Below are 22,267 nucleotides of genomic sequence, written 5' to 3'. Positions count from 1 at the left end.
TTTTCACTCCTTAAACAATCTGTCTATATTTTAGCGTGTTTTGAATGGGTGGACAAGCGATATCTATTAGCGAAAGCAGGGATGCAAATGAACAGGCTTGACCATATCGGGATAGCCGTTTTTTCGATAAAAGATGCTAGAAGCTTTTATGAAAATGTATTGGGGCTTGCATTTCTTCATCAAGAAACGGTTGAAGAACAAAAGGTGAATGTTGCTTTTTTTCAAGCTGGTAGCGTCAAACTTGAGCTGATAGAGCCGTTGACAGCTGACAGCCCCGTCCGTTTATTTTTGGAGAAGAAAGGGCAGGGACTGCATCATATTGCGTTTTTGTGCAACGGCCTATCTGAACAGCTTCAAGCATTGTCTGACCGGCATGTTCGATTGATTGACAGGTATCCAAGACAGGGGGCAAATGGGAAAAAGATCGCGTTTATTTCCCCTCGGGAAACAAACGGTGTTCTTATAGAGCTTTGTGAACCGAAAGGAGACCAACACAATGAGCATGAATGAGCACATGGATCATTTATACACGAAACGCAAGCAGGCAGAAGAAGGCGGAGGACAGGAAAAGCTGGCTCAGCAGCGGCAAAAGGGCAAGCTCACTGCTCGGGAAAGGATCATATTTCTTCTAGATCAGGACAGCTTTATCGAATTAAACCCCTTCATGGAAAGTCAAGTGTTAACAAGAGAACAGCGCATGTTAGGGGATGGGGTCGTGACAGGGTACGGCACAATTGACGGCCGCTCAGTTTATGTATTTGCGCAAGACTTCACAGTATTCGGAGGGGCGCTTGGCGAAACCCATGCCAGGAAAATCTGCGCTTTGATGGATCTGGCAGCAAAAAATAAGGCGCCGATTATCGGGCTGAATGACTCAGGTGGTGCGAGAATTCAAGAGGGTGTGGTATCATTAGATGGATACGGTCACATATTTTACCGAAACGTCTTATATTCCGGAGTCATTCCGCAAATATCGGTTATTTTAGGGCCGTGCGCTGGAGGCGCTGTATATTCTCCGGCACTCACAGATTTTATATTTATGGCTGAACAGACCGGCCGGATGTTTATTACCGGCCCGAAGGTGATTGAAAAAGTGACAGGGGAACAGGTTGATGCGGAGAGCTTAGGCGGAGCGGGGATACATAATGCCGTCAGCGGAAACGCCCACTTTTCCGGACATACGGAGAAGGAGGTTCTGACAGGGGTGAGAAAACTGCTGTCTTATTTGCCGCTGAATGGCCGGACAACAGAGCCGAAGCCAGCGAAAGAGGCGTCCAGACCATTATTAAACCATCTTGTCCCTGCTGATACGACAAAGCCTTATGATGTTCGGAAGGTGATCAGGGAGCTGGCTGACCCGCAGTCTTTTTTTGAGATTCAGCCATTTTTTGCGAAGAACATTGTCATTGGGTTTGCAAGGCTGGGTGAAAAAGCAATCGGCATTGTGGCGAGCCAGCCGAAGCATCTGGCGGGAAGCCTGACGATTGACGCTGCTGATAAAGCAGCAAGGTTCATCCGTTTTTGTGACGCATTTGATATCCCGCTATTGACTGTCGAAGATGTCCCGGGGTTTCTGCCGGGTATTCAGCAAGAGCACAATGGAATCATCAGGCATGGAGCAAAATTATTGTTTGCTTATGCTGAAGCTACTGTCCCAAAAGTCACACTCATCATTAGAAAAGCGTACGGCGGCGCCTATGTGGCCATGAACAGCAAAGCGATCGGAGCGGACCTTGTGTTTGCATGGCCGAATGCTGAAATCGCAGTGATGGGTCCAGAAGGTGCGGCATCGATTTTGTATGAAAAGGAAATCAAAGCTTCAGCTGACCCGCAAAAGACGAAACGCGAAAAAACAGCTGAATACAAAAAGCAAAACGCCGGCCCATACAAAGCGGCCGCTTGTGGAATGGTCGATGACATCATTTTGCCGGAAGAATCAAGGGGAAGACTGATTCAAGCTTTTCATATGCTTGCACATAAGACAGAAGAGAGACCGAAAAAAAAGCACGGTAACATACCGCTTTAACATGGAGGGACTTACAAATGGTGAATGAAAAACGCCTGCTGGAAGAATTTTTAGAGCTTGTCCAAATTGACTCAGAAACAAAGCACGAAGCTGAAATCTGCAAAGTGCTGAAACGAAAATTTTCTGATTTAGGTGTGGACGTTAAAGAAGACGATACAATGGATATCACGGGCCACGGAGCCGGTAACCTGATTTGCACGCTAAAAGGGACAAAACAAACAGATACGATCTATTTTACATCTCATATGGACACAGTTGTACCCGGAAACGGCGTAAAACCAGTTGTAGAGAACGGTTACGTCAAAACTGACGGCACGACGATTTTAGGCGCTGATGATAAAGCGGGATTGGCTGCAATGTTTGAGGCGATTAAGGTGCTGAAAGAAGAAAACATTGAACACGGCACGATTGAATTCATCATCACAGTAGGGGAAGAATCGGGTCTGATCGGAGCGAAGGCTCTTGACCGTTCTATGATCACTGCATCCTACGGCTATGCCCTTGATTCAGACGGAAAAGTTGGAAATATCATTGTGGCCGCGCCGACACAGGCGAAGGTAAGAGCGGCAATTTTCGGGAAAACCGCTCACGCCGGGGTTGAACCTGAAAAAGGCATTTCAGCGATTACAATCGCTAGCAAAGCCATTTCAAAAATGCCATTGGGCCGTATCGATGAAGAAACAACAGCTAATATCGGCCGGTTTGAAGGCGGCACACAAACAAACATTGTGTGCGACGAAGTTCATATTCTTGCTGAAGCGCGCTCTTTAGTTCCTGAGAAAATGGAAGCTCAGGTTCAAAAAATGAAAGCTGCTTTTGAAGAGGCAGCTGCTGATATGGGCGGACGCGCAGAAGTCGAAATTGAGGTTATGTATCCGGGCTTTAAATATCAAGACGGCGACCAAGTTGTTGAAATCGCGAAAAAAGCGGCTGCTAAAATCGGACGTCCAAGCGAGCTGCAAACGAGCGGCGGCGGAAGCGACGCGAACGTAATCGCTGGTCATGGCATCCCGACGGTCAATCTTGCTGTCGGTTATGAGCAAATTCATACAAAAAATGAAAAAATGCCGATCGAAGAGCTCGTTAAAACGGCAGAAATGGTTGTTGCCATTATTGAAGAGGCGGCAAAATAAAAAAAGAAAACCCGAGTGCGATTTCCCGCATCGGGTTTTTTTAGCTCCATTTCCTAAGCGGCCAAAATAACACATCCTGTTTTTTAGCGTAATGAAGCAAGGGGTCTGACTCTGGCAATGTAATGCCGTGAGCATCAGTCACCGTATTGACTGAAATTTCCGCTTCGGCGTTTTGCAGCAGCCATGGATGATGATGGATGTCTTCGTAATAGAGCTTATTGCGATAAGTGGTGTAGAGCCTGTATCGTTCTGTCAGCCAGTAATCGAGCGAATCCTTTTCTGCTGTAAAAGGCGCTGAAATGGGCCGGTATGCGGTGTGGAATGCTGCTTCTTTGTCATCTTTCCGCTTGCTGACATAGTCAATGGCATCACCGTTTTTTTCGGCTTTCATATTCGCGTAAAAATAAGGCAGATGAAAGAATGTGCGAGCGCCAAGGACCGCCAGACGATGATCGGCATCTAAGCTAAAAAAATAAATGCCGGGCTTGCCTTTATACGTGACATAGGTGCGGAGGTTAAGCTCAGGAAATGCACGCGCACCGGGAATGGCAGGAAGATAACGCGCCCTCAGGTTCGTGAGCATAAAGGGAAGCATGCTGATCCAAGCTTGCCCGTTATATGTATCTAATTCTAAAACGGACGGTACCAAAGCGCGAAGGATAGAAACATCAACAGGCCAGTGAGCAAATAAGACATCATTCCAGGTTTGTCTCATGATCCAGATTCCTTCAGGTACAGAAATGTTTTTTTGCTGAAAGTGTTCCGTCAACGTATATGCTCCTTTCGTTTGGAGGTGAGTAAAGGTATTCCCTATTTCCTTCTTTTTAAACGATACGGCTATTTTTTGGATGGCCATTTCTGCTTCAGCGATGATAAACAAGACTGTTTGGCGCGGTATGCTTTGCAAGTAACAAAAAACAACCCCGGCTTTTCGCACGGGGTTGCTTTTTTATTTCACCGAAGTAAGAGCGGCTGTTTTTTTACTATTATGATGCGTCATCTGAAGGACGATGTTTTGCACTGTCAAAAACAGTCCGCTTGTAAACCAGTACAGCGGAAGGGCTGCCGGCACATTAAGCGAGAAAATCGTCATCATCACAGGGAAGATGAACACCATCAATTTTGCGGATTGCTGCGCCGCAGGGTTTTGCGGGACAGCGGAATATTTCGCGCTCAGTTTTTGAGCGATATAGGCTTGGACAAAATACATAATCCCTGCACTAAGGGACATGAGAATATCAGATTGCCCTAAACTGAACCATAGAAACGAGTGTGACGCAATTTCAGGTGTTGAGCGAATCGCGTAATAAAGCCCAATCATAATCGGAGACTGAATCAGCATTGGAAGACAGCCCATCGCAAGCGGGTTGATATTATGCTCCTGATACAGCTTCATCATTTCCATTTGCAGCTCTTTTTGCTTTTCCGGGTCCTTCGTCTTTTTCAACTTAACCTGGATACTGTCAACCTGAGGTTTAATAACGGCCATTTTCTCTTGGAAGATGCGCTGTTTTTTGAACTGATTGACAAACAAAGGCAATACAACTATACGCACAATAATGGTTACGAGGATAATAGAGAGTCCGTATTCTCCGTGAAACAGCCCGGCAACACCCTTAAGCAGAGCGGAAAACGGTTCGATTAAATAATCGTGGAAAAAACCTACGTTGCTGAGGCCTCCCACCTGATTAGTCGCTGCAAATGCAGCATTGCCCGAGCATAATACGATCAAAAAGATACCCATAGCCAAAAGTTTTTGATATGTTTTTAACAATTTTGTTCTCCTCCTTTTTATAAATGCGGTTTATAAAAGAAGAGAACCGGCGTCTTCCTCATCGTTCACAGGCGAATTCATGCGGAAGACTTTACGTATCCAAGTTGTAATGCGATGATATATAATAATAAGAAAGTCTGTTCGGTTAATGTGAAAGACCGTCTGATGTTCATCTGTTCGTTTTGATTTCCATTGCTCGCCCGCACGGCACTCCCGTAAGAGGAATGCAATCCCGATTGCCGTTAGAGCAGGAAGAATAATTGTGAAAAAATCGACTAAGAATAAAACGTCATTTATCGATTCCACAAACATTGTCATCACATCCATTCAATAGCTTCATTTTACTATATGTACAAGCTGTTGTCTAATGATCGAAAAGGAGATTTGTTTATGCCGGGAAAGAGCCGAATTATTTTCCATATTGATATGAATAGCTTTTATGCGTCGGTTGAAATGGCATATGATCCGGCTCTCCGGGGAAAGCCGGTCGCAGTTGCCGGAAACGTAAAGGAGCGAAAGGGCATTGTGGTGACATGCAGCTACGAAGCAAGAGCGCGCGGCGTCAAAACAACGATGCCGGTTTGGCAAGCGAAGCGCCATTGTCCTGAGCTCATCGTTCTTCCGCCGAACTTTGACCGCTATAGAAACTCTTCACGAGCGATGTTTACCATTCTCCGTGAATATACTGACCTGGTGGAGCCTGTCTCCATCGACGAAGGCTATATGGACATGACCGATACACCATACAGCAGCCGCGCTCTGGAGACGGCAAAAGAAATCCAAAGCAGATTGCAAAAAGAGCTGCTGCTTCCGTCAAGCATAGGGATTGCGCCGAATAAATTTCTTGCTAAGATGGCGTCTGATATGAAAAAACCGCTTGGAATTACGATCTTAAGAAAGAGGCAAGTGCCTGATATCCTGTGGCCGCTTCCTGTTGGAGAGATGCACGGAGTCGGTAAAAAGACAGCGGAAAAACTGAAGGGACTCGGCATCCATACAATCGGAGAGCTAGCTGCAGCTGATGAACACTCGCTGAAGCGCCTGCTTGGCATCAACGGTCCGCGCCTTAAAAATAAAGCAAATGGCATTCACCATGCGCCGGTTGACCCGGAGCGCATTTACGAATTTAAAAGCGTCGGCAACTCATCGACACTTTCCCATGATTCCAGTGATGAAGAAGAGCTGTTAGGCGTTTTTAGAAAGCTTGCCGCTTCTGTGAGTGACCGTTTACAGCGCAAGGAAGTCATGGCTTCAAAGCTATTTATTATGATTAGATATGCGGATTGGAAAACCATCACAAGAAGCACTACGCTGAGAAATCCGATCGATCAAAAAAATGAAATCCTGAAAGAAGCAGAGCACCTCTTTTTTAAACACTGGAATAAAAATCCTGTCAGACTGCTTGGCATTACCGGAACCGATTTGGTAGAAAAAGAGCAGGCCTATAAGCAGCTCGATTTGTTCAGCTTTAATGAGGATGCGAAGGATGAGCCCATTCAGCAGATGATGGAAAAGCTGAATAAAAAGTACGGTACCAAACTGATCAGAAAAGGGGCAACGTTAAAAAAAGAAGAGAGCAAAACAAAGGGAACAAGCTTTAATAAAGATTTTTTTCAAGATGAAAAGAAAAGCTGAATCGCTTGAAAAAAAGGGTGAATGTATGGTAATTTCTTTATTATAAATATCATTTTATTTTAATTTAAATTTTAAAATGATTAAACGTTTGCAGAAGGGACGTTAGAATATGTCAAAACAACAAATCGGCGTTATCGGACTTGCGGTCATGGGTAAAAATCTGGCTTTAAATATCGAAAGCCGGGGATTTTCTGTTTCTGTTTACAACAGATCAAGCAGTAAAACTGAGGAGTTTTTACAGGAGGCAAAAGGAAAAAATGTTGTTGGCACTTACAGCATTGAAGAATTTGTCCAATCCTTGGAAACACCGCGCAAAATCTTATTAATGGTTAAAGCGGGAACTGCAACAGATGCGACAATTCAATCTCTTCTTCCTCATCTAGAGAAGGATGATATTTTAATTGACGGCGGTAATACATACTATAAAGATACACAGCGCCGTAACAAAGAACTCGCTGAAAGCGGCATTCATTTTATCGGAACAGGCGTTTCCGGCGGAGAAGAAGGGGCGCTTAAAGGACCTTCTATCATGCCTGGCGGACAAAAAGAAGCACATGAGCTTGTAAAACCGATTCTTGAAGCCATTTCTGCAAAAGTTGACGGAGAACCTTGTACGACATATATCGGTCCGGACGGCGCCGGCCATTACGTAAAAATGGTGCACAACGGAATTGAATACGGAGATATGCAGCTGATCTCTGAATCATATTTCATTCTGAAACAGGTGCTGGGCCTTTCTGCTGATGAGCTTCACGAAGTTTTCGCTGAATGGAATAAAGGTGAGCTTGACAGCTACTTGATTGAGATTACAGCTGACATCTTTACGAAAAAAGACGAAGAAACAGGCAAACCGCTTGTTGATGTGATTCTTGATAAAGCAGGCCAAAAAGGAACAGGAAAATGGACAAGCCAAAGCGCACTTGACTTAGGCGTTCCGCTTCCGATTATTACTGAATCTGTATTCGCGCGCTTTATCTCAGCTATGAAGGAAGAGCGTGTGAAAGCGAGCGGCCTTCTTTCAGGACCAGAAGTGAAGCCTGTTACAGAAAATAAAGAAGAGCTGATTGAAGCGGTCAGAAAAGCGTTGTTCATGAGTAAGATCTGCTCGTACGCGCAAGGATTTGCCCAAATGAAAGCTGCTTCTGAAGAATACAACTGGGATCTGAAATATGGTGAAATCGCTATGATCTTCCGCGGTGGCTGCATCATTCGCGCGGCATTCCTTCAGAAGATCAAAGAAGCTTACGATCGCGAGCCTGAGCTTGACAACCTGCTTCTTGACAGCTATTTCAAGAATATTGTAGAAAGCTACCAAGGAGCGCTTCGCCAAGTGATTTCACTTGCAGTTGCCCAAGGTGTGCCGGTGCCATCATTCTCAAGCGCATTAGCCTACTATGACAGCTACCGCACAGCCGTACTGCCTGCAAACTTAATCCAAGCACAGCGCGACTACTTTGGCGCTCATACTTATGAGCGTACTGACAAAGAAGGCATCTTCCATACTGAATGGATGAAGTAATCAATAGAAACCCCCGAAGCTCTTAAGCTTTGGGGGTTTTGTTATTAAAGAGATTGTTATACCTTTGTTCAGCGTAAAAAAGCCGAAAATGCTTGTAAACATTTTCGGCTTTTTTCTTCTTATTATATATTCCACCAGTGTAAGCTGTCTTTCGCCAAAAGATCATCAGATTCTTTCGGTCCCATTGAGCCTGATTCATAGTTAGGAGATAAGGTTTTGTTTGCTGCCCATGTTTCAGAAATAGAGTCGACAAAGCTCCAAGAAAGGGCAACTTCATCCCAGTGTGCAAAGTTTGTTGCATCGCCAAGAAGACAGTCGTGAATTAGTTTTTCATATGCTTCAGGGGTGTTCAACTCGTCATTGCAATTGCTGCAATAATCGAGTTTGATTGGCTGTGCGTGTGCTGCTCCGCCAAGCTTTTTAGCATTTAAGTAAAGCGTAATGCCTTCGTCAGGCTGGATATGAATGACAAGCAAGTTCGGATTCATGTTGTTTTCATTACCGTAGTACAGATTCATCGGAATGTCCTTAAATTGAACGACAATTTTTGTGGTCTTTTCTTTCATTCGTTTTCCTGTACGGATATAGAATGGAACACCAGCCCATCTGAAGTTGTCAATCAAGAGCTTGCCGGCAACAAAGGTTTCTGTATTGGAGTCAGGAGCGACATTATCTTCTTCTGTATAAGAAGGAACCGGTACACCGTCAATTTCACCAGCTTGATATTGTCCGCGCACAAAGTATTCATCCACTTCGTCTTTTGCAATAGGACGCAGTGCTCTCAGCACCTTCACTTTTTCGCTGCGGATTTCTTCTGTGTTCAATTTGATAGGCGGCTCCATTGCAAGAAGGGCAACCATCTGCATAATATGGTTTTGCACCATGTCGCGAAGGGCGCCTGATTTTTCGTAATATCTTGCGCGGTCTTCAACGCCTAGTGATTCGCTAGATGTGATTTGAATGTTTGAAATGTAGCGGTTTGTCCAAAGCGGTTCGAAAATCGCATTGGCAAATCGAATCACTTCAATGTTCTGAACCATTTGTTTGCCTAGATAATGGTCGATTCTGTAAATTTGATCTTCCGTAAATGCTTCGCGGATTTCTTTATTCAATGCCTGTGCGCTTGGCAGATCATGGCCGAACGGTTTTTCGATGACAAGGCGGGACCAGCCGGTTGTAGCTGTTACACCCTCTGATTTTAATGTTTTTGCAATCGTTCCGAAGAATTCAGGAGCCATTGCCAAGTAGAACATTCTGTTGTTAGGAATTTGATATGTATCTTCCAGCTGGTTAAGCAATACGTTTAGCTCTTGATAAGAACCAGGGTTTGTCACGTCAAACGGGTGATAGTAAAAATGAGACGTGAAATCATCTATATGCTTATCTGCAGATGAGGAAATGGATGTTTTAACAGTTTGGCGAAGATCCTCATTAGACCAAGGTCTTCTTCCAACTCCTACCACTGCAAACTCTTCTCCGATTTGTCCGTTTTGATATAAACGGTGAATAGACGGATACAATTTTCGTTTTGCTAAATCTCCAGTTGCACCGAATATGACAATTACTGCTTTTGGTTGTTGGTTTGTTTTCACTAAAAGTACCTCACTTTATTCGAAGCTTTATTTTAGTACACCCCGTATATTTCCTTCATTTTAAATCTAAAATTCAACGAAAGCAAACATTTAAGCCCTTTTTTAAGCAGAATGCTGAAAAAATGTTTCTAGCACGAAAGGATTGTTCTTTTCAGAGGCAAGATTCACATTTTGAGCTTGATCCTGTATTCTTGTAGGTATCTGGTTCTAGTAGGAGGAAGGAAACGTGGAATTACTTTTTTTAGGGACGGGAGCCGGCATTCCCGCCAAGGCGAGAAATGTAACGTCGGTGGCATTAAAATTGCTTGAAGAAAGGCGTTCGGTATGGCTTTTTGACTGCGGGGAAGCCACACAGCATCAAATTTTACATACAACGATTAAACCTCGTAAAATAGAGAAAATCTTTATTACACACATGCACGGCGATCATGTATACGGACTTCCGGGGCTTCTGGGGAGCCGTTCCTTTCAAGGCGGAGAGGACGAGCTGACAGTGTACGGACCTAAAGGGATCAAGGCGTTTATTGAAACAAGCCTTGCCGTCACGAAGACCCATTTGACATATCCGCTTGCGGTCCAGGAAATTGAAGAAGGAATCGTGTTTGAGGACGATCAGTTTATTGTCACAGCGGTATCTGTTATTCATGGAGTGGAAGCCTTCGGGTACCGTGTGCAGGAAAAAGACGTACCGGGTTCCTTGAAGGCTGATGTATTAAAAGAAATGAACATCCCGCCCGGACCTGTATATCAGAAAATCAAAAAAGGCGAAACGGTAACGCTTGAAGACGGACGAATCATCAATGGGAATGATTTTCTGGAGCCTCCTAAAAAGGGAAGATCTGTTGTGTTCTCCGGTGATACGAGAGTAAGTGACAAACTAAAAGAGCTTGCGAGGGATTGTGATGTGCTTGTTCATGAAGCAACCTTTGCTAAGGAAGACCGTAAACTTGCTTATGATTATTATCACAGTACAACGGAACAAGCGGCTGTAACAGCGAAAGAAGCAAGAGCAAAGCAGCTCATTTTAACCCATATCAGCGCAAGATATCAGGGAGATGCTTCTTTGGAGCTTCAAAAAGAAGCGGTTGACGTTTTCCCCAATAGCGTGGCGGCATATGATTTCTTAGAGGTAAACGTCCCGCGAGGCTGAAGGCGGAGCTCTTATTTGACAATTTGTGATGACGTTGTATAATAAAACGTAATCATTACGCTTTATAAGGAGGTGTTAATTATGAGAGTAAATGTTACTTTAGCCTGCACTGAAACGGGAGACCGAAATTACATCACAACAAAAAATAAACGCACCAATCCAGACCGTTTGGAGCTGAAAAAATATTCACCGCGTTTAAAGAAATATACCCTTCACCGTGAAACAAAATAATATAAAAGACCGGGAATCCCTTACGGCCCGGTCTTTTTTTACGTTAATTGACTGCCTGGTAAAGAGGAGCGGCCTGCTGGCACGCTGCGCACCATACGTCATAAATAGCCAAGTGAACGATATGAGGTTCATCATGATGGATGTTGTGGGAGCTGTTTTTAGCTTGAATCCAGCCGCTTTGGTTAGATAGAGACAATATGCTGCTGTGCAAGTTTTGCCACTCCTGTTCAGCAGCGAATTTCTCAGTCCGTTCTCCTGATGACAACACAAGAAGAGGCATGTTTCCTAAGTGGACTTGCCGCTTTTTGAGCTCCTGCAGACTTTTTGAAAACTCTGCATGTGTGCCCTCAAGCATCATCTTTCTCGTATGTGATTTGTGCATTTCTTCGGGTATAAAGGTAAAGCTGGCGCAATCGCCTAAAGCTGGGTCAAGAAGGACCATGCCTATAATATCATACTTGTTTTTGCAGGCCCATAAACCGGTGATGACAGCTCCGTATGAGTGTGAAACAGCCAAATAAGGAGGTTTTACATCAGCTGCTTTAAGCAAACTCTCCAATTCTTTCACTTGTTGATCAGCTGTTCGTTTAGCTCTGCTTTGCCCGCTTTTTCCTATGCCTGCCCGATCATATGTGAAAATGCCAAATTCATCATCAATGTCCGCCATTAATGGTTTCCACGTCTCAGAAGAAGTACCATAGCCGGCCTCAAAGACAATCGTTACACCGCTTGATCCTTTCCGGTGCTGTGTATGAAACGCACATCCGTCAATTGTATATGTCTTTTCCATCCAAGCTGATTTCATTGGAGTCATCTCCTCTAATTGGTTCTACTAGGGAGACGGAGAACCTTAGCCGATCGTTTCTCTAAAAATAAAAAAAGAGATATCCTCTACAGGATATCTCTTATGGGCATTACCAGCCTCTTTCGTATTGAACAGGGGCCGGAATCTCTGTATTGAGCTGTTTCGCAGCAGTTCTTGCAAAGAATGGATCCCGCAAAAGCTCTCTGCCGATAAAGATGAGGTCGGCACGTCCGTTTTGCAGAATTTCTTCAGCCATTGAACCGTCTGTAATCATGCCGACGGCACCAGTAGCCATGTCCGCCTGTTCACGGATTTTCTCAGCGAAGCTGACCTGATAGCCAGGGAATACGTTAATGTCTGCGTGAACAAGGGCGCCTGAGCTGCAGTCAATTAAGTCAACTCCCTGCTCCTTCATCCATTTTGCAAAACCGATGTGATCGGCAATGTCCAATCCTTTATCAGTGTAGTCAGAAGCAGATACACGGACAAATAAAGGACCGTCCCATACTTGTTTGACTTCATCAATGATCTCTCTCAAGAAACGATAGCGGTTTTCAGGTGAGCCGCCGTATTCATCTGTGCGATGGTTGGAAAGCGGAGACAAAAATTCATGAATTAAATATCCGTGCGCCGCATGAATTTCAATCACATCAAAGCCGGCTTCTTTTGCGCGGGCAGCCGCTTGCTTGAACTCCTGAACTGTTTCTTTTACTTTTTCTGCTGACATTTCTACAGGTGTTGCTGATTGTTCGTCAAACGCAATCGCCGATGGAGCGAAGATATCTCCTTCAAGCTCAGCTTTACGTCCGGCATGGGCAAGCTGAATGCCGATTTTTGAACCTTGTTCTTTGACCTGCTCAGTCAGTTTGGCAAAGCCTTCAATATGCTCGTCGCTCCAAATGCCTAAGTCTTGGTCAGTGATTCGTCCTTGAGGGTTAACCGCTGACGCCTCTACAATAATCAGTCCGACCTGGCCGATTGCGCGCGATATGTAATGTGCCATGTGGAACGGTGTCAATTTTCCGTCCTTTTCATGAGAAGAATACATGCACATTGGCGACATGACAATGCGGTTTTTTAACGTCATATCTTTAATTGTAATAGGTGTGAATAATTTTCTGGCCATTTCTTTCGCCTCCCGTAAGGTTTTTAGAGATTGATTATATCAAGTCATTTCTTTCCCGTCATATAAACTGCTCAAAAGAACCGCTTTTGTCAAACATTTCTGTATAATAGACGAGAAATCAGTTTATTTTTCAGTATTGAAGCATTTTTATTCATAGGAGGGGCGGAATCAATGAATTGGCAGACGAAGGACGAATTGCTGGCACTTTTAACTTCTCTTGTGCAATACGAAAGCATCACCGGTTCAAAGGGCGAGGCAGCGCTTGCAGAGTATCTTTATTTTATTTTGAAGGACAAGCCCTATTTTCAAAAGCACCCTGATGATGTAACACTTCATCCGATGGACGATGGCAGATCTTTTCTTACGGCTCTAGTCAAAAAGAAGAATGTCAAAAAGACAGTGCTTCTGCTGAGTCATTTTGATGTCGTTGACATAGAAGATTACGGCGAATTTAAACATATGGCTTGCAAGCCTGCTGAGCTTTTGAGCTCCTTTTTAGAGAAAAAAGAGCTGCTCCCGGAACGGGTGAGAAGAGATGCCGAAAGCGGAGACTGGCTGTTCGGAAGAGGGACGATGGATATGAAAGCGGGGCTTTGTGTTCAACTGTCGATGCTGGAGAGGGCAATGAACGGGCATTTTGAGGGCAATCTGCTGTTGATAACGGTTCCGGACGAGGAAGTGAATTCAAGAGGCATGATTGAAGCGGTTCCTGCCTTGAAGGAAATGGAGAAAAAGCATGATATCACATTAACCGCTTGCCTGAATGCCGAACCGATGTTTGAAAAATTTCCCGGCGATCAGCAGCAATATTTTTATACAGGAAGCATTGGAAAGGTGCTTGCGGGTTTTTTCTGCAAGGGGATTGAGACACATGTTGGAGAGCCGTTTTCAGGCCTAAACGCAAATTTAATGGTATCTGAGATTAACCGTTTGCTTGAACTGAATGCTGATTATTGCGAAAAGGTTGATGGCGAGGTCACTCCGCCGCCGGTAAACTTAATGCAAAAGGACTTGAAAGAGGCATATTCAGTCCAGACACCGCATACAGCTGTCACATTATTTAATGTGCTGTCAATGAAACGCTCAGCTAGTGAGCTGCATCAGATGCTGCTTAAAACAGCAGAACAGGCGGCGGAGGAAATCATGTCGAACGTTCGGAAGAAAACACAGGATTTTCAACAATTTGAGCCATTTCAGCCGATTGAGCGGGATGTCACTGTTTTGACATTTGATGAGCTGGTCTCGCGTGCAAAAAAGCGTGCGGGGATCTCGGAAACAGAGCGGGCTCTAAATTATGCCTTTGCTAACAGGGGCGGGCTTGGAGACAGGGATTTTTCGACGAAAATTGTTTCTGAGCTTGCTTCGCTTTGTAAGGAGGATGCGCCGCTCATCGTTCTGTTTTATAGTCCGCCGCTTTATCCAGCTGTTTCTTCAAAGGATGATCAATTGATCAGAAATACAGCAGATCAGTTAAAGCATTATGCGGCTGAGCGATACGGCATTGCATTACGGGAGGTTCAGTACTTCCCCGGACTTTCGGACTTGAGTTATCTTCAGCTGGAAAAGCAGGAGGTTGATGCATACACAAGCAATATGCCGCTCTTTAACAGAGGATATTCATTGCCAAGCGGTAAAAATCAGGCTTTATATGTCCCGGTTTTAAATGTCGGTCCGGCTGGTAAAGACCCGCATAAATGGACGGAAAGATTGTATATGCCTTATTCCTTTGAAGTGCTTCCCGATTTGCTTTCATTTACGATCTCCGCGCTATTAAAGCAATCAGAATCTGCCGGCCAGCTGCTGCGGGAAAAATAAAAAACAGAAGGCACTGTGCCTTCTGTTTTTGTCCTTACATCTAAGAATGTCTCTCTAAGGCGGCACCGGCAAACTGTTCTTTGATTTCTGCGCTCCGTTTAGCTGTTTCTTCAATACAGTGAATAATTGCTTCTTCAAAGCGGGAGTCCTGTAAAGCGCGAAGACCTGCCTCTGTAGTGCCCCCAGGACTGGTGATTTCTTTACGCAGCTTTTCCGGCTGTTTGCCGCTTTGGAGGAGCATATCTGTTGCCCCTGCCATTGTCTGCAAAATGAGTGCTTTTGCCGTTTCTTTATCTAATCCTAATTTTTGTGCTGCTTTTTCCATTGCCTCAATATAACGATACACATAGGCCGGGCCGCTGCCTGCGATTGCAGTGACAGCGTCAAGATGCCGCTCCTCAACCAGTGTTGCATCACCGATTGTTTCCAATAGAGCTTTTGCGGCAATAATATCATTCTTGCTTGCTTCCGTGCTTACGGAAAATCCGGTTGCTGATTTTCTGATTGCCGCTGATGTATTAGGCATGACGCGAATGACCGCGAGCTTTCTGCCAAAATAATGCTGAATGGTTTCGATGGTAAGGCCTGCAAGTACTGAAATGACAAGCTGGTCCTTGATATACGGCCGGATGCTGTCGATGCTTTCCGCCGCGTCTTTCGGTTTGAAAGCGAGGATAATGATATCGGTGTGAGTGAAAAACTCATTTTTATCTCTGCATGGACGCACGCCGTACGTTTCCTTTAATTCAATCAGACGCTCGTCATTTGAGCGATTTGTAATATAGATATGTTCTGGTTTTGTGATGCCGCTTTGCAAAATGCCGTTGATCATTGCTTCTGCCATTGACCCGGCGCCGACAAATCCTATCTTTTTCATTGATATCCTCCTTCTATCAGAACAACAAAAAACCTTTTCATCACGTAAAGGACGAAAAGGTTCGCGGTACCACCCTCATTAGCACAAATTGTGCTCAGCTCAAATCCCCGTAACGCGGGAAACGTTTAGGTTTTCCTAACCGCGACTTGAGGGCAGGTTCTACAAACAAGCGGGCCGCAACACCTTTCAGCCGGGGGTATCGCTCTCTTAGGCCATTGCCTTGTATACTATTCCTCGTCATAGCGTTCCAATGGTTCTCGTTTTAGTTTGTTGTTCATTATGCAATGGCGGACAAGCTAATGTCAATAGCTTTTTCAAAAAGGTTTGTTCTCATTCTGCAATAATGACACAAGACCGAGAAAAAGCTAAAATATGAATAATGAATGAAGACAAGGAGCGAAAGGATGACAACTGAAGATGTAATTGCGATCCGCGTCCCGACGCCGTTTGCTGTCGGCGATGTTATCGTTTATCTCGTAAAAGGTGATGCGCTGACACTTATCGATGCCGGGCCGAATACAAAAGAGGCTGCCAGAGCCCTACAAGAGCAGCTTGCCGCTGTAAATGTGAAAATATCAGATATCGAGCAGGTTGTACTGACTCACCATCATGCTGACCATGCAGGCTTGCTTGATGTCTTTTCAGATGAAATCGAAGTGATTGGGCATGCGTTCAACGAACCTTATATCAGCCGAAATCAAGCCTTTGTGGATTGGCAAAAACGTTTTTTTCAAAAGCTGCTGCCTGAATTAGGCGTTCCATTTGATACGGGGAAGGCGGAAAAGCTGATTCGGTCAGCGTACGCATTTTCCTGTACGAGATCTCTGACAAAATCAATCAGAGAAGGTATGGGCATAGATGGGCTTGAGGGCTGGTCTGTGTTGGAGATGCCTGGACATGCTGAATCGCATATCGTTCTGTTCCATGAAAAAAGCGGAAGGATGCTTGGCGGCGATCTACTGCTGGCAAACAGCTCATCTAATCCGATTTTGGAAGCGCCGAAAGCGGGAGACGTCAGGTCAAAGCCTTTAGTGGATTATCAGCGGTCATTGCGAAGGCTGTCTCAACTTGATCCAACAATCGTATTTCCTGGTCACGGCGAGCCTATCACCAGTGTACAAGCGCTGATTGAGAAGCGTTTTGACAAGCAGAGGAACAGGACGGAGGATGTCCGTCGCATGCTGGATGAAAAGCCGATGACCGCTTTTCAGATCTGTCAGCAGCTTTTTCCTGCTGTATATGAAAAAGAATTGTTTTTAACGATGTCAGAAACGGCAGGTCACCTTGATGTGTTGGAGGCTGAAGAAGCCATCACGTCATATTGGGAAGGAAATACCGCATACTTTAAAACAATGAAGAGGTGAAATGGGTGAAACATATAGCGGGAAAAAGGATTTGGATAACCGGCGCTTCAGGAGGGCTTGGTGAAAGAATCGCATACTTATGCGCGGCTGAAGGAGCCCATGTCCTTCTGTCGGCTAGACGCGAGGATCGTTTGATAGAAATCAAAAGGAAAATAACCGAGGAATGGAGCGGACAGTGTGAGATTTTTCCTCTGGATGTCGGCCGCCTAGAGGATATCGCCCGGGTCCGCGATCAGATCGGCTCGGTTGATGTACTGATTAACAATGCAGGCTTCGGTATATTTGAAACGGTTTTAGACTCTACATTGGATGACATGAAAGCGATGTTTGATGTGAATGTCTTCGGCCTGATCGCCTGTACAAAAGCGGTGCTTCCGCAAATGCTTGAGCAAAAAAAGGGCCATATCATCAATATCGCCTCTCAAGCGGGGAAAATCGCAACACCGAAGTCGAGCCTGTATTCCGCGACCAAACATGCCGTGTTAGGTTACTCAAACGCTTTGCGGATGGAGCTTTCGGGAACCGGCATTTATGTGACAACAGTCAACCCGGGACCGATTCAGACGGACTTTTTTTCCATTGCTGATAAAGGCGGGGACTACGCCAAAAATGTCGGCCGCTGGATGCTTGATCCTGATGACGTGGCAGCTCAAATTACAGCTGCAATTTTTACGAAAAAGCGGGAGATCAATCTTCCGCGTTTAATGAATGCCGGCACTAAGCTGTATCAGCTGTTTCCAGCTCTTGTAGAAAAGCTGGCAGGACGCGCGCTCATGAAAAAATAATGATAGAACTGCCTGTGGTGGAGTGGCTTGTTTCTCACGAGGCAGTTTTTGATAGTGGAAGGGAGAGATTGTTGAATGTCATTTCATTCAGAAGTCCTTCATGCTCTGCTTAAAGATCTGTTTATTCAGAAACTGATTGATGCAGAGCCTGTATTCTGGGAAAATTCGGGCAAGAAAGAGGGGCCAATACCCCGTGCAGATGAGTGGGCAACCGAGATAGCGGAAGCGGAAAAAAGAATGCGGCGGTTTGCACCTTACATTGCCGAGGTGTTTCCTGAGACGAAAGGCGCTAAAGGAATCATCGAGTCTCCGCTTTTTGAGGTGCAGCATATGAAGGAAAAGCTGGAAGCAACATATCAGCAGCCATTTCCGGGAAGATGGCTTTTAAAGTGCGACCATGAGCTTCCGATTTCAGGATCGATTAAAGCGAGGGGCGGGATTTATGAAGTGTTAAAGCATGCTGAAAATCTCGCGCTTCAAGAAGGGATGCTTCAGGAAACCGATGATTACCGCATCTTACAGGAAGAGCGGTTTGCCGGGTTTTTCTCCCGCTATTCGATTGCTGTCGGTTCGACAGGAAATCTAGGTTTAAGCATCGGCATCATCGGCGCGGCACTCGGGTTTCGTGTGACAGTGCATATGTCCGCCGATGCTAAGCAGTGGAAAAAGGATCTCCTCCGCCAAAAGGGAGTCACTGTTATGGAGTACGAAACAGATTACAGCGAAGCAGTGAACGAAGGGAGACGGCAGGCGGAACAAGATCCATTCTGTTATTTTATTGATGATGAATATTCTCGACAGCTGTTTTTAGGATATGCTGTTGCCGCAAGCCGATTAAAAACACAGCTTGACTGTATGAATATAAAGCCAAGTCTTGAGACGCCCTTGTTTGTGTATCTGCCGTGCGGAGTCGGCGGAGGACCGGGCGGTGTAGCATTTGGGCTGAAGCTTTTATACGGAGATCATGTTCATGTGTTTTTCGCAGAACCAACTCATTCACCTTGTATGCTGTTAGGGCTTTATTCAGGACTTCACGAGAAGATCTCCGTCCAGGATATCGGCCTGGATAATCAGACGGCTGCTGACGGACTTGCCGTAGGGAGGCCGTCAGGATTTGTCGGCAAGCTGATTGAACCGCTTCTGAGCGGCTGTTATACGGTAGAGGACAATATGCTTTATACTTTGCTTCATATGCTGGCTGTATCTGAAGATAAATATTTAGAGCCCTCTGCTCTTGCCGGCATGTTCGGGCCGGTTCAGCTTTTTTCGACAGAAGAGGGAAGGCGCTATGCTCAGAAATATAAGATGGAACATGCCGTACATGTCGTCTGGGGAACGGGAGGAAGCATGGTTCCAAAAGATGAAATGGCTGCGTATAACCGAATTGGTGCTGATTTGCTAAAAAAACGAAATGAAAAATAAGCAGACAGTGAAAAGGTTTTCCGTTACAATCTTTGTAAGGGTTTTAACCTACAGAGAGTCAGGTGTAAACAGTGAAAAATAAAGAACTTAACCTACATACTTTATATACACAGCACAATCGGGAGTCTTGGTCTGGTTTTGGGGGGCATTTGTCGATTGCTGTATCTGAAGAAGAGGCAAAAGCTGTGGAAGGATTGAATGATTATCTATCTGTTGAAGAAGTGGAGACGATCTATATTCCGCTTGTTCGCTTGCTTCATTTACATGTCAAGTCTGCGGCTGAACGCAATAAGCATGTCAATGTTTTTTTGAAGCACCCACATTCAGCCAAAATTCCGTTTATTATCGGCATTGCCGGCAGTGTCGCAGTCGGAAAAAGCACGACGGCGCGGATCTTGCAGAAGCTGCTTTCGCGTTTGCCTGACCGTCCAAAAGTGAGCCTTATCACGACAGATGGTTTTTTATTTCCTACTGCCGAGCTGAAAAAGAAAAATATGATGTCTAGAAAAGGGTTTCCTGAAAGCTATGATGTAAAGGCGCTGCTTGAGTTTTTGAATGACTTAAAATCAGGAAAGGACAGCGTAAAGGCCCCGGTGTATTCCCATCTAACCTATGACCGCGAGGAAGGTGTGTTCGAGGTTGTAGAACAGGCGGATATTGTGATTATTGAAGGCATTAATGTTCTTCAGTCGCCCACCTTGGAGGATGACCGGGAAAACCCGCGTATTTTTGTTTCCGATTTCTTTGATTTTTCGATTTATGTGGATGCGGAGGAAAGCCGGATTTTCACTTGGTATTTAGAGCGTTTTCGCCTTCTTCGGGAAACTGCTTTTCAAAATCCTGATTCATATTTTCATAAATTTAAAGACTTGTCCGATCAGGAGGCTGACGAGATGGCAGCCTCGATTTGGGAGAGTGTCAACCGGCCGAATTTATATGAAAATATTTTGCCGACTAAATTCAGGTCAGATCTCATTTTGCGTAAGGGAGACGGGCATAAGGTCGAGGAAGTGCTGGTAAGGAGGGTATGAAATTGTGCATCATATTGAACTGTATGTCTCTGATTTGGAGGCGTCTAGGCGGTTTTGGGGCTGGTTCTTAAAAGAACTTGGCTATAAAGAGTATCAAAAATGGAGCTCAGGCATCAGCTGGAAGAAAGATCGTTTTTACCTAGTGATTGTGCAGGCGAAAGAGCCATTTCTAGAGCCGGAATACCATAGATGCCGAGTCGGTCTGAACCATCTCGCATTTCATGCTGAATCCAAGCTTCAAGTCGATCAGATGACTGAAAAATTGACGGCAAAAGGTTATCGTGTGTTGTACCGAGACAGGCATCCTTTTGCCGGAGGAGACGGGCATTATGCAGTTTTTTGTGAGGATCCAGACCGGATTAAGGTAGAGCTCGTTGCCCCAAGCTGTTAATCGTGATCTTCGGACAGGCTGTTCAGCTTTTTCTCAATGTGATCCAGCTGCGCTTTTCGGTTTTTCGCATACTTGAAGCCTGTAACAGCCGCAAAGACGACAGCGGCAAATATAATAAATACAAACAGCTGAAACATCACATCACCTATATTCATGTTCTTCACCTCATGTTTGCGGGAGAGATTCATTCTCTTCCGTTTTTTATGTAAAGCGGCTTTTCCAGACGGGAACGGTGTTTTGTGGTCTCCATTTTCATTTGCCGATAGGCGAACGCTAAAAATGGCAGGCCGAGCAGGGTAATGCCGCTCAGAACAGAAAAAATATAAATCGGCCGGCCAGCGCCAAACAGGTCTATACATATCCCCCCGACCCAAGGGCCGATGACGTTTCCGAGCTGTGAAAAACCGATTGCCCCGAAATAAGTGCCTTTTAATCCTGGTTTTGCAATCTGGTCTACATACAAATCCATCATAGAGAATAAAAGCACTTCGCCGATTGTAAATGTGATGACAATCATCACAATTGATGGAACACCGTGTGATACGGTGAAAATGGCCATGCTGATGCTAACCATCACATTACCGAGCATCAGAGAACAAAGCGGCGAAAACCGTTTTGCAAAATGGACAATGGGAAATTGCGTCGCCAACACAACGATTGCGTTTAATGTCAGCATCAGCCCATACAGCTTCGTTCCATTGCCGATCAAGGGGTTCTGCGCCATATACTGAGGGAATGTGGAACTGAATTGTGAGTAGCCGAAGGTGCATAGCGTAATGCCGACCAAAGCAATGGTAAAAAGATAATCCTTTTGCGTGACCATAAACGCTTCCCGCACGCTCCTATTTCGGGACTGGGCTGGTGCTGATAAGGATGGATGTTTTTTAAATTGGAGGGCAAGCATAATTCCGTATAGTCCGTAAATGACTGCAGGCACCAAAAAGGGCGTAGTCGATTGCGATGAGCCGAAATATAGGCCAAGCACAGGTCCGAAGACAACGCCGATATTAATAGCCGCATAGCGTAAATTAAAAACTAGCAGTCTCGTTTTTTCTTCTGTCATATCAGACAGCAAGGCCTTTGAAGCGGGCTCAAACAGTGATTTGCAAAGACCGTTTAATGCGTTTACTACAAAAAACACCCAGAGATGAGATGCCGCCGCAAAGCCTGCAAATACCAGCATCCATCCGAAAATCGATACAAGCATCATGTTTTTTCTGCCGAATTTATCTGAGATATATCCGCCGTAAAAGCTTGCGAGGATGCCGACTGATGAGCTCGCGGCGATGACCAGCCCTGCATAGGAAGCTGATGCGCCTTGGACGGCTGTCAAATAAATCGCTAAAAAAGGAATGCTCATCGATGTTGCCATTCTGCCGAAAATGGTTCCGATTATAATTGTCCAGCTGATCGGGTGGATGTCTTTCCATTTCTTCATGAATTATATTCTCTCCTGTATGTATGATCTTTCTCTATCATATATGAAAAAATTTCCTTCTCCAATAGATCGTTCAAAATATTTCGTTATTGACATGTAGTATGCCTGATTGTATGGATGGCAATATACTATGCGTTGAGGATGCGTGTGGCG

The 22,267-nt window shown here is 45.0% G+C and carries 22 protein-coding genes; 13 read left to right on the top strand and 9 right to left on the bottom strand.

Features of this window, described 5'->3' with window-relative positions; all coding sequences use genetic code 11:
* The first annotated feature begins 87 nt into the window (after positions 1 to 87).
* The 3 genes from mce to KXZ66_RS12590 are packed head-to-tail and all read left to right on the top strand — an operon-like array spanning position 88 to position 3,159.
* Entirely contained in the window at positions 88 to 510 is a 423-nt protein-coding gene (gene mce, locus KXZ66_RS12600; protein ID WP_021479984.1) for a methylmalonyl-CoA epimerase, read from the top strand.
* On the top strand, positions 503 to 2,026 hold the full coding sequence (locus KXZ66_RS12595; RefSeq protein WP_144500746.1) for an acyl-CoA carboxylase subunit beta: 1,524 nt from the start codon (positions 503 to 505) through the stop codon (positions 2,024 to 2,026). Before mce ends, KXZ66_RS12595 begins: the two co-directional genes overlap by 8 nt.
* 17 nt (positions 2,027 to 2,043) lie before the next feature.
* Positions 2,044 to 3,159, top strand: coding sequence for a tripeptidase T (locus KXZ66_RS12590; RefSeq protein ID WP_003230352.1), 1,116 nt, complete (start codon positions 2,044 to 2,046; stop codon positions 3,157 to 3,159).
* 40 nt (positions 3,160 to 3,199) lie between these two features.
* Here KXZ66_RS12590 and KXZ66_RS12585 read toward each other — a convergent pair whose 3' ends face one another.
* The 3 genes from KXZ66_RS12585 to mifM form a co-directional block, all read right to left on the bottom strand.
* Positions 3,200 to 3,928, bottom strand: a complete 729-nt coding sequence (locus tag KXZ66_RS12585; RefSeq protein WP_219144978.1) for a YqjF family protein — start codon at positions 3,926 to 3,928, stop codon at positions 3,200 to 3,202.
* Positions 3,929 to 4,108: 180 nt separating this feature from the next.
* Positions 4,109 to 4,933, bottom strand: a complete 825-nt coding sequence (locus KXZ66_RS12580) for a membrane protein insertase YidC (protein ID WP_219144581.1) — start codon at positions 4,931 to 4,933, stop codon at positions 4,109 to 4,111.
* 30 nt (positions 4,934 to 4,963) lie between these two features.
* Positions 4,964 to 5,251, bottom strand: coding sequence for a membrane protein insertion/folding monitor MifM (gene mifM / locus KXZ66_RS12575; RefSeq protein WP_010886563.1), 288 nt, complete (start codon positions 5,249 to 5,251; stop codon positions 4,964 to 4,966).
* 72 nt (positions 5,252 to 5,323) lie between these two features.
* Between mifM and KXZ66_RS12570 the strand changes: the two genes are divergently transcribed.
* A complete protein-coding gene (locus tag KXZ66_RS12570; protein ID WP_085186454.1) occupies positions 5,324 to 6,568 on the top strand; it encodes a DNA polymerase IV in 1,245 nt (414 codons plus the stop codon).
* A 109-nt stretch (positions 6,569 to 6,677) separates the two neighbouring features.
* Positions 6,678 to 8,087, top strand: a complete 1,410-nt coding sequence (gene gndA, locus KXZ66_RS12565) for an NADP-dependent phosphogluconate dehydrogenase (RefSeq protein WP_003230365.1) — start codon at positions 6,678 to 6,680, stop codon at positions 8,085 to 8,087.
* A gap of 122 nt (positions 8,088 to 8,209) precedes the next feature.
* Here gndA and zwf read toward each other — a convergent pair whose 3' ends face one another.
* The gene (gene zwf, locus KXZ66_RS12560; protein WP_151870185.1) at positions 8,210 to 9,679 is read right to left on the bottom strand and encodes a glucose-6-phosphate dehydrogenase; all 1,470 of its coding nucleotides are present in this window, start codon (positions 9,677 to 9,679) and stop codon (positions 8,210 to 8,212) included.
* A 226-nt stretch (positions 9,680 to 9,905) separates the two neighbouring features.
* On the opposite strand from zwf, the gene rnz reads away from it, so the two are divergent.
* Together rnz and rpmG are read left to right on the top strand one after the other, a co-directional pair.
* Positions 9,906 to 10,829, top strand: a complete 924-nt coding sequence (rnz, locus tag KXZ66_RS12555; RefSeq protein WP_014477267.1) for a ribonuclease Z — start codon at positions 9,906 to 9,908, stop codon at positions 10,827 to 10,829.
* 81 nt (positions 10,830 to 10,910) lie between these two features.
* Entirely contained in the window at positions 10,911 to 11,060 is a 150-nt protein-coding gene (gene rpmG, locus KXZ66_RS12550; RefSeq protein ID WP_003226511.1) for a 50S ribosomal protein L33, read from the top strand.
* 43 nt (positions 11,061 to 11,103) lie between these two features.
* Here rpmG and KXZ66_RS12545 read toward each other — a convergent pair whose 3' ends face one another.
* Positions 11,104 to 11,865, bottom strand: coding sequence for an alpha/beta fold hydrolase (locus KXZ66_RS12545; protein ID WP_014477266.1), 762 nt, complete (start codon positions 11,863 to 11,865; stop codon positions 11,104 to 11,106).
* 109 nt (positions 11,866 to 11,974) lie between these two features.
* Positions 11,975 to 12,991, bottom strand: coding sequence for an NADPH dehydrogenase NamA (gene namA, locus KXZ66_RS12540; protein WP_003230377.1), 1,017 nt, complete (start codon positions 12,989 to 12,991; stop codon positions 11,975 to 11,977).
* A 171-nt stretch (positions 12,992 to 13,162) separates the two neighbouring features.
* Between namA and KXZ66_RS12535 the strand changes: the two genes are divergently transcribed.
* Complete coding sequence (locus KXZ66_RS12535) at positions 13,163 to 14,806, top strand: M20/M25/M40 family metallo-hydrolase (protein WP_038829764.1); 1,644 nt, start codon at positions 13,163 to 13,165, stop codon at positions 14,804 to 14,806.
* A 40-nt stretch (positions 14,807 to 14,846) separates the two neighbouring features.
* On the opposite strand, the gene proC is transcribed toward KXZ66_RS12535, so the two are convergent.
* Entirely contained in the window at positions 14,847 to 15,683 is an 837-nt protein-coding gene (gene proC / locus KXZ66_RS12530) for a pyrroline-5-carboxylate reductase (RefSeq protein ID WP_038829765.1), read from the bottom strand.
* A gap of 404 nt (positions 15,684 to 16,087) precedes the next feature.
* Here proC and KXZ66_RS12525 point away from each other — a divergent pair, with 404 nt between their 5' ends.
* From KXZ66_RS12525 to KXZ66_RS12505, 5 genes are all read left to right on the top strand, one after another.
* On the top strand, positions 16,088 to 17,047 hold the full coding sequence (locus KXZ66_RS12525; RefSeq protein WP_219144580.1) for an MBL fold metallo-hydrolase: 960 nt from the start codon (positions 16,088 to 16,090) through the stop codon (positions 17,045 to 17,047).
* 5 nt (positions 17,048 to 17,052) lie between these two features.
* Positions 17,053 to 17,832, top strand: a complete 780-nt coding sequence (locus tag KXZ66_RS12520) for an SDR family oxidoreductase (protein WP_015483409.1) — start codon at positions 17,053 to 17,055, stop codon at positions 17,830 to 17,832.
* Between the two features lie 75 nt (positions 17,833 to 17,907).
* Positions 17,908 to 19,254, top strand: a complete 1,347-nt coding sequence (gene dsdA, locus KXZ66_RS12515; RefSeq protein ID WP_219144579.1) for a D-serine ammonia-lyase — start codon at positions 17,908 to 17,910, stop codon at positions 19,252 to 19,254.
* A gap of 71 nt (positions 19,255 to 19,325) precedes the next feature.
* The gene (gene coaA / locus KXZ66_RS12510; RefSeq protein WP_003245966.1) at positions 19,326 to 20,285 is read left to right on the top strand and encodes a type I pantothenate kinase; all 960 of its coding nucleotides are present in this window, start codon (positions 19,326 to 19,328) and stop codon (positions 20,283 to 20,285) included.
* Between the two features lie 4 nt (positions 20,286 to 20,289).
* Positions 20,290 to 20,676, top strand: a complete 387-nt coding sequence (locus tag KXZ66_RS12505; RefSeq protein ID WP_004398989.1) for a VOC family protein — start codon at positions 20,290 to 20,292, stop codon at positions 20,674 to 20,676.
* Here the strand turns inward: KXZ66_RS12505 and KXZ66_RS12500 are convergent.
* Together KXZ66_RS12500 and KXZ66_RS12495 are read right to left on the bottom strand one after the other, a co-directional pair.
* Positions 20,673 to 20,831 carry a hypothetical protein gene (locus tag KXZ66_RS12500; protein ID WP_219144578.1) on the bottom strand — a complete coding sequence of 53 codons (159 nt, stop codon included), beginning with the start codon at positions 20,829 to 20,831 and terminating at the stop codon, positions 20,673 to 20,675. The genes KXZ66_RS12505 and KXZ66_RS12500 overlap by 4 nt on opposite strands.
* Positions 20,832 to 20,860: 29 nt before the next feature.
* Positions 20,861 to 22,114, bottom strand: coding sequence for an MDR family MFS transporter (locus KXZ66_RS12495; RefSeq protein ID WP_077671410.1), 1,254 nt, complete (start codon positions 22,112 to 22,114; stop codon positions 20,861 to 20,863).
* Positions 22,115 to 22,267 lie beyond the last annotated feature (153 nt).

The organism is Bacillus sp. LJBS17, assembly GCF_019334685.1.
In the GTDB taxonomy this organism is placed as follows: Bacteria; Bacillota; Bacilli; order Bacillales; family Bacillaceae; genus Bacillus; species Bacillus subtilis.
This window is presented reverse-complemented; position numbering and strand designations above follow the sequence as displayed.

What these genes read in the sequence shown, in the direction of transcription:
- KXZ66_RS12500 (WP_219144578.1), bottom strand. Translation starts at nt 20,831, where the DNA reads ATGAATATAGGTGATGTGATGTTTCAGCTGTTTGTATTTATTATATTT.
- mce (WP_021479984.1), top strand. Translation starts at nt 88, where the DNA reads ATGAACAGGCTTGACCATATCGGGATAGCCGTTTTTTCGATAAAAGAT.
- rpmG (WP_003226511.1), top strand. Translation starts at nt 10,911, where the DNA reads ATGAGAGTAAATGTTACTTTAGCCTGCACTGAAACGGGAGACCGAAAT.
- proC (WP_038829765.1), bottom strand. Translation starts at nt 15,683, where the DNA reads ATGAAAAAGATAGGATTTGTCGGCGCCGGGTCAATGGCAGAAGCAATG.
- gndA (WP_003230365.1), top strand. Translation starts at nt 6,678, where the DNA reads ATGTCAAAACAACAAATCGGCGTTATCGGACTTGCGGTCATGGGTAAA.
- KXZ66_RS12595 (WP_144500746.1), top strand. Translation starts at nt 503, where the DNA reads ATGAATGAGCACATGGATCATTTATACACGAAACGCAAGCAGGCAGAA.
- KXZ66_RS12590 (WP_003230352.1), top strand. Translation starts at nt 2,044, where the DNA reads ATGGTGAATGAAAAACGCCTGCTGGAAGAATTTTTAGAGCTTGTCCAA.
- KXZ66_RS12570 (WP_085186454.1), top strand. Translation starts at nt 5,324, where the DNA reads ATGCCGGGAAAGAGCCGAATTATTTTCCATATTGATATGAATAGCTTT.
- KXZ66_RS12525 (WP_219144580.1), top strand. Translation starts at nt 16,088, where the DNA reads ATGACAACTGAAGATGTAATTGCGATCCGCGTCCCGACGCCGTTTGCT.
- dsdA (WP_219144579.1), top strand. Translation starts at nt 17,908, where the DNA reads ATGTCATTTCATTCAGAAGTCCTTCATGCTCTGCTTAAAGATCTGTTT.
- KXZ66_RS12535 (WP_038829764.1), top strand. Translation starts at nt 13,163, where the DNA reads ATGAATTGGCAGACGAAGGACGAATTGCTGGCACTTTTAACTTCTCTT.
- mifM (WP_010886563.1), bottom strand. Translation starts at nt 5,251, where the DNA reads ATGACAATGTTTGTGGAATCGATAAATGACGTTTTATTCTTAGTCGAT.
- namA (WP_003230377.1), bottom strand. Translation starts at nt 12,991, where the DNA reads ATGGCCAGAAAATTATTCACACCTATTACAATTAAAGATATGACGTTA.
- KXZ66_RS12545 (WP_014477266.1), bottom strand. Translation starts at nt 11,865, where the DNA reads ATGAAATCAGCTTGGATGGAAAAGACATATACAATTGACGGATGTGCG.
- KXZ66_RS12495 (WP_077671410.1), bottom strand. Translation starts at nt 22,114, where the DNA reads ATGAAGAAATGGAAAGACATCCACCCGATCAGCTGGACAATTATAATC.